The organism is Clostridium sp. SGI.024, assembly GCF_050315195.1.
Taxonomy (GTDB): Bacteria; Bacillota; Clostridia; order Clostridiales; family Clostridiaceae; genus Clostridium.
In genome coordinates this window covers 1-7,595 of record NZ_JBNPON010000099.1, presented here as the reverse complement: position 1 = coordinate 7,595, position 7,595 = coordinate 1, and the positions used below count along the sequence as shown (strand labels likewise).

The 7,595-nt window shown below is 26.4% G+C and carries 6 protein-coding genes; all 6 read right to left on the bottom strand.

Going from position 1 to position 7,595, the window contains the following annotated elements:
* Window positions 1-16: 16 nt before the first annotated feature.
* Window positions 17-1,441, bottom strand: coding sequence for a transcriptional repressor LexA (lexA, locus tag ACQRD5_RS16305; RefSeq protein WP_294168190.1), 1,425 nt, complete (start codon window positions 1,439-1,441; stop codon window positions 17-19).
* 382 nt (window positions 1,442-1,823) lie between these two features.
* Complete coding sequence (locus ACQRD5_RS16300; protein ID WP_294169033.1) at window positions 1,824-2,651, bottom strand: energy-coupling factor transporter transmembrane component T family protein; 828 nt, start codon at window positions 2,649-2,651, stop codon at window positions 1,824-1,826.
* Window positions 2,644-4,353: an ABC transporter ATP-binding protein gene (locus ACQRD5_RS16295; protein ID WP_291624844.1), complete on the bottom strand. Its 1,710-nt coding sequence runs from the start codon at window positions 4,351-4,353 to the stop codon at window positions 2,644-2,646. Before ACQRD5_RS16295 ends, ACQRD5_RS16300 begins: the two co-directional genes overlap by 8 nt.
* Window positions 4,354-4,537: 184 nt before the next feature.
* A complete protein-coding gene (locus ACQRD5_RS16290) occupies window positions 4,538-5,089 on the bottom strand; it encodes an ECF-type riboflavin transporter substrate-binding protein (protein WP_291624843.1) in 552 nt (183 codons plus the stop codon).
* Between the two features lie 47 nt (window positions 5,090-5,136).
* The gene (locus ACQRD5_RS16285; RefSeq protein WP_320902059.1) at window positions 5,137-5,994 is read right to left on the bottom strand and encodes an S-adenosyl-l-methionine hydroxide adenosyltransferase family protein; all 858 of its coding nucleotides are present in this window, start codon (window positions 5,992-5,994) and stop codon (window positions 5,137-5,139) included.
* Between the two features lie 590 nt (window positions 5,995-6,584).
* A complete protein-coding gene (locus tag ACQRD5_RS16280; protein ID WP_427747053.1) occupies window positions 6,585-7,448 on the bottom strand; it encodes a hypothetical protein in 864 nt (287 codons plus the stop codon).
* Window positions 7,449-7,595: the final 147 nt, after the last annotated feature.

Sequence of the window (7,595 nt, the reverse complement as noted above, 5' to 3'; positions counted from 1 at the left end):
AAAATAAGAGATAAGTTTAACTTACCTCTTGTTTAATTACACCTATTGCTATACCTAAAATACTTACATCCCTATTAGCTAATTCTATTGGTGAATATAATGAGTTTGCAGGCATTAATTTAGGAGTCTCTTCATTTAAATTCAATGTTTTTAAGGTTGCTTCACCATCTAAGTTTGCAGCAACTATATCATTATGATTGGCAGTAGCTTGTTTCTTAATAACAACTAAATCTCCATCACATATATTTTTATCAACCATAGAATCACCTTTTACCCTTAAAATAAAAGTATCTTTTCCTCTTTCTAGCCAATACTTAGGTAAATAAAAACTTCCTTCTATGTTATCATTTATTTCAATAGGATTACCTGCTGCTATGTTATTATACATAGGTACATCTATTAAATCATCTTCATTATATATAGTATTATCATTATCAAATATTTCTTTAATATTAGAAGCAGTATCTATATTAAATTCTACTACATCTTTATTTCTTAAATTAATATATTCAAATTTTTCTATTGTATTAATTACTTTCTTTTTCTTTTCAAATCTTAATTTAAAGCTAAAGCTTTTTCCCTTTATATCCACACCTAGTGTATTGAACTTTCTTCCTTTTATCATCCATGAATTCTCTTTATTATTCAATTCACTATTTAATATAAAAATAAAAGATGAATAAGATTTTTCTTTATAAATAGCTTTTATAAAATCTATTTCAGCTTTAGTCATTTTTTCAATATCATCTAAAAATATATGACTATAGATTCCTTTATATTTTTTAACATATTCAAGAGCAAATAATACATGATCATATTCATCAATAAATTGGCTACTGTATAATTTGTTATTATACATTTCCTTAATAATATAAATAGACTCTCTGGTATATGAATTTTTCTTAATTCTATTCTTTCTACCCTTTCTATCTACATTTAAATATTCTTCTATTGTTAAATTGCTTGCTTTTATCCATGATATCTCATCTAATAAGAAATCTAATGTAGCCTTTTCAATAAACTTAGATTTCTTATAAAAAGTTTCTATTTCATTTTTTAGAGTTTCTAATACATTTAAAGATTCTTTTTTATCTATTATTTTAAAAACTTGTCCCTTTTCTCTAAGATATGCATTGTAATATGTATTAATTAGTTCCTCAAAAGTAACTATATTTACTCTATTTCTTTCTAACGAAAATAGTGAGTAGAAATAATTATTGTTACTTTCTTTATTATAAAGCTCATTAGCATTACTATTTTTAACATAATTCGAAGTAACAAATAGTATTTTATCATCTTCGTAAAGACAATAGTTATTTTCCAAATTTAATGCTTTATAGATTGAAGCTGTACTCTTTCCCGTTCCTTCTTTACCTTTTAAAACTTGATATCCAGAAGTCTTATGTCTTATAAACTTATCTTGAGCTTTTGTTAATTCCATCTTTCCACCACCTTAACATCTGTCCAATTACTTATGTATTTTAATAATATAATCTATCCATATTTATGTCAAACAATAAGATAGTTTTAAATTTTAACTTTTAAATAAAACCATTTTAGTAAGCACACATATTTTATCTTCCATAGATGAAATATGTGATACTGTAATATTAATGAAAAATGGAAAAATAGTTGACTCTGGAAATAAAGAATTTCTAAAAGAAAAATATAATGAAAAAGGTACTTTAGAGGATTTATTCTTTAGAATAATAGATAATGTTTAATTATAGTTTAAGGAGAGAAATTAATTTTCTCTCCTTATTATCTTTAAATTTTATTTACCTACTCATACGATAATGATCTGAATTTAATAAATTCTTTACTTAAATAAATGGATTATAGAATCTTCCACCATTAATTATAACAGTGATTATAGAAATAATTAATAATAGTACAGCTATAGCTATTGTTATATAATCACCTTTTTCAAATTTTCTTCCATTATACCAAGTACGTTTTTTATTTTTTCCAAAAGCTCTAAGCTCCATTGCTGAACTTATGCTTTCAATTCTATCTAAGCTTGAGAAAATTAAAGGCATCAATATTGAAGCTGAATTTTTAATCCTTTTTGTCAATTTTTCTTTTTTAGACATATCTATTCCTCTAGCTTGTTGTGCAAAAGATATATCTTGATAATCACGTTGAACATCTGGAATATATCTTAAAGCAATGGAAACAGAATATGCTATCTTATAATTAACGCCAATTCTATTTAGTGATGCAGCAAATTCACTTGGATTAGTTGCAACCATAAATAATAATGCCATTGGTATTATAGAAAAGTATTTTATGGTTATATTAAATTGATAAAATAACTGTTCTAATGTTACTGTATAAGGTCCTGCAATTTTAAATAAATCAGTTCTACTTCCATATACTTGTACTCCTTCATATGGAGAAAAAATAAATATTGCCAAATTATTAAGTAATAAAAATATTAATATAAAATAAAGTACAAATGATACTTGTTTAAACTCTACCTTGGAAATTTTAAATACAATTATACTTAAAACAAACATTAATATAAGCAATCTTGTATCATAAGTAATCATAGATGCTATAGCCCATATTATAAATGCAATTAACTTTGCTGCACCAGTTAACTTATGAATAGGGGAATCTATATTGGAATACTCTAACATCTTACTCATATGCTCTAATCCTCCTATCATAATCAATAAATTTCTTTACAAAATCTCTTGGATTATCTAAATCAGCTTTTATAGCTAATTCATACAAAGATGTTTCTTTTAAATTTGCTTCATTAATAACATTTTTATCTGTAATAACATTTGCAGCTATATCATCAGCTAATTTTAACCCATTTGAAAATACAATAGCTCTATTAGTGTATTCAAGCATTAAATGCATATCATGAGTTATCATTATAATTGTAACTCCCTTTTTATTTAATTCCTTTAAGAATTCCATAATTTCAGTATAGTGTTTAAAATCTTGTCCTGCTGTAGGCTCATCTAAAATAATAACTTCTGGATTTAAAACTAATATAGATGCTATTGTTACACGCTTTTTCTGTCCAAAACTAAGGGCTGAAATTGGCCAATTACGGAATTCATATAATCCACAAATCTTTAAAGTATTAAATACTCTTTCTTTAATTTCATCTTCACTTAGACCTCTCACTCTAAGGCCTAATGCTACTTCATCAAATATCATAGTTTTAGATATCATTTGATTAGGATTTTGCATTACAATACCAATTTTTTCAGCACGTTCTTTAATGGTTTCATTAAGCAAGTTTTTCCCATTAAATAATATTTCTCCATCAGTAGGCTTATAAAAACCACAAATTAATTTTGAAATTGTAGATTTTCCAGCACCATTTCTACCTACTATACTAAGCATCTCACCTTTTCTAACCTTAAAGGAAATACCTTTTAATATTTCTCTATTTTTTTCATATCCAAATTTAACATTTTTTAATTCCAATAAAACTTCATCTGATATTTCTTTGCTTCCCTCAATAGTCACATCATATAAGCTCTTCAACTTATCTTTACATTTATCTATATTTAATGTATTTATATGTTGTGGATTAATATCTGAATTTACTTCACATTTAGCATACTTTAAGGCTGTAATATATAGAGGTTCACGTATTCCAGTTTCAGATAATATATTAGAACCTAAAAGTTCTTTTGGTGACATGTCCGCTACAATATTACCTTTATCTACAACAATTATTCTATCTACATCACAATGTAATACATCTTCTAATCTATGTTCTATAATAACTATTGTTTTATTTGTATTTCTTTTTATCTCATCAATTAATTCTATAGCACTTTTACCAGTTGCTGGATCTAAGCTTGCTAGAGGTTCATCAAATAATAATATATCTACATCACCAACCATAGCTCCTGCTAAGGTTACACGTTGTTTCTGTCCACCAGATAAACTATAAGGTGCTAAGTCTAAATGATTATCTATATCAACAATCTTAGAAGTTATTTTCACCTTTTCCTTCATTTCATTTTGATCTACACAATCATTTTCAAGCTTAAAAGCAATATCTTCTGCTACAGTTAATCCGATAAACTGACTATCTGGATCTTGAAGAACAGTTCCAACTGAATTAGATAATTCAAAGATACTCATATCTTTAGTTTCTTTACCATTTATTTTTAAACTTCCTGAAATATTTCCCTTATAAGAAAATGGAATTAATCCGTTTATACAATTTGAAATTGTGCTTTTTCCTGATCCAGATGGTCCAACAATAAGAACTTTCTCACCTTCATATATAGTTAGGTTTATATTATTTAATGTCGGCTTTGCTTGAGCTCTGTATTGGAAAGTAAAATTTTTGAACTCAATAACAGGTTTTTTCATAGCAAATCTCCCTTTACACGTAAAATATAATATTAAAGTTTTTATCTCCGATTTTAAATATTACTATATTTTTTCAATATGTACACAAAAAAATCATTGACATTATATGTAATTAGTACATTTTCTATATCAAAAAAAATAAAAAATACCAGAAACCTAAAGTCTCCAGTATTTTAATTAGGTATTATTCCCTATCTAAACTTCCTTTTTTAACTCTAGTTTTTGAATAAGTATTAATTAAAAAAGTTCCTAATATTCCTACTGTAACAGAATTAGAAATAGCAGCTATTATACCTTGTAAATAAACCTTATTAATTGGCTCTGCATAAATAATAATATCTAATGTAGGTGCAATTATAATCCATGAAATAACATTAGCAACTACTTGATAAATATTAAAAACAATAATTTCTTTCTTTTGAAATTCGCCTTCATTAACCTTTAACTTATTCCATGCTAATCCAAGTATTAATCCAACACATGCTGAAGCTATAACCCAACTAAACCAAGGTGAACCATAGAAAACTAAATCTTTTAAAGCATGCCCTATAAATCCTATTGATACACCTGCTATAGGTCCATATAAAGCTGCCATTAAAGCTAAGAATGCATAACTTGTTTCAATATTAGTATTTGGTATTCCTGATGGAATGGAACCGAAACGTCCTAATATCATAAATACTGCTGCTCCTATTCCTATTGCTACTATAGTTTTAATAGATAAATTCTTTTTCATTCTAATTCCTCCATATAATAATACTATCAGTACGTTTATTATTATTTTTATTCATATACTAATCTTGGAGCTTTTCTTATGGATATAATCCAACTTGTACCTGTTTGTATATTATAAGCTTTAGAGAAAGAACCTTGATTTATTGCCACTGCTAAATTATCTAATGAGTTAACATATACTAAAGTTTCTCCTACATGAACATCAGCAAAGGATTTAGCATAAACCATTATATTTCTATAAACTTCTCTCTTATTATTCTTAATAGATACCTCTACTTTATCTCCATAATTTATACCTAAGCTTACAAATAATTCTCTTGATATATTAGTCCATAAGCTACCAAATCTTACATCTAAAACATCAATAGATCCAGTAACAATATCATTTTCCTTACATGCTTCAACTACAGGAAGTTCTACAACATCTTCTACTGGTATTTCTGGTCCAACTTGTTCGAAAGTTATAACTCCAGCTGCAAGCCTTGCACCAGTGTACGCATATATATCTCTTCCATGGAAAGTATATGATGCTCCTGAATTAGGTAGTCTATTAATAGTTTCATCAATTTCTCTAGCTTCTACAATTCCACACATACGCTTAATATGAGTAAGAGTTCCATTATCAGGAGTAATTATATACTGACCTGTAGCAGTTTTAACTCCTATACTTTTTCTATTAGAACCTACTCCTGGATCTACTACTGATACAAATACAGTGTCTTTTGACCAGTATACTGTAGTCTGAATCAATCTATATGAAGCTTCCCATATATTATATTGTGGTATTTCATGAGTTAAATCAAATAATTGTAAAGACTTATCAACTGAGTATGCCACCCCATACATAGCACTTACTGCTCCATCTACTATTCCAAAATCTGATTGAAAAACTAATGCATTTTTCATTTAAAGTCCTCCTTTGTTTACGTCATATCAAAAGTATATAACACGAATAATGATAAAGTCAATACATTATTTATTCGTAAATATAACTATGTTTATATATTTATTATATTAAATTCTAGTGATTATAATTAACGGCGTGTATTATAAAAATTATGATATAATATCATTGTGCACATTGGTCGCTACTCCCAAATAGCGAGGTATAAAAAGGGAGTTGGTACTACTCAATGCCAACTGAAAATGGGTGTAGCAACCTAGCAACTGCTACTGAAAAGGTATATGCTTAGGCTATGATTACCGTAAAGCTCGGGTGTTTAATGAAAGGGAATATGCCCCATTTTAAACCTAGATAAAACTTAAGAAACAAATTATAAAAAGGTACTATTTCGTAACTAAGAATACGAAATAGTACCTTTTTATATAGAAGTTTATTTATAGTAAACCAAAAACTATGATTTTTTTAATTTTTAATAGTCTATAAATGGCTTAAAACCGTCAATTTTTATTTCTTCGTGAAAATTACTTTTAGCGAAATAACTTAATAATTATATTCGATTAGATAATTTAAATTAACATTTTAGATAATAATATTATTTACCATTAAGGACTCTTTTTAAAGCCTTATTTATAGTGTAAATATCGTTTGGATATTTTATAGATAATGAATTTGATTCTGCAATAGCAGCAGAATATGGAGTTTGTACTGATTGTTTAACATTAGGGTCATCAATAGAATTAACATAATCTTGCTGATTTTTTTTAGCTTCTTTTATTAATAGATAATATTCTTCTAATTTTTCTAAATTTGTTATTTCTTTTACTGAATTTTGAGTTGGATGGAAAATATTACTATGCTCTGTTCCGTTAGAGGTTAGAATAACTTCTAATTCACCTATAGAGTCAGCTATAGGGACTTCAGTTACATAATGAATTTTTCTTGTTTCTTGTGGTTTTATTGAAGTAGATTTTTCTAAATTAGATTCATCAACGCTTTCTACTAGGGAAAAACAGTGATATTCATTATTGTTTATTTTTATTCTTGCAGAGATTAAATCCTCAGCTATTTTAGATTTATTACTCAAATTGTTCACATTTATAATAATATCTATATAGATATTGTCTTTATTTTTCACATCATAGTATGAAGAGCTTGAGGTTAAAATTTCAGGTTCAATTCTTTTAGAAACAACAAGATCATTTAGAGAAAACTCACAAAAATCTTTTATAGTGTTATGGCCTACTCCTGCAATTATGAATGTTTCTCTAGGGGGAGTTTGATTAACATCAGTATTAATATCAGCATTATTTTTTTGATTAACATCAGTATTAGATTCTGTATCTATAGAATCTTTATTTTGAATGTTAGACTTAGAAATATTATTTTGGGGTTCACATGAAATTAGTAATAATGATAATGATAATAGTATTAATGTTAAATTTAGTTTTTTATTCATTGTAATAATCACCTCTTTTATTAAAATAGATTTCTAACTTTATTTTAGTATAATACTAAATAAAAAGTTAGAAATTTAATAATAAAGTAATAAATTTAATAATAATTAAAAGTTAAAAAGTCGAAGAGATAGTATTATATCTTCGAC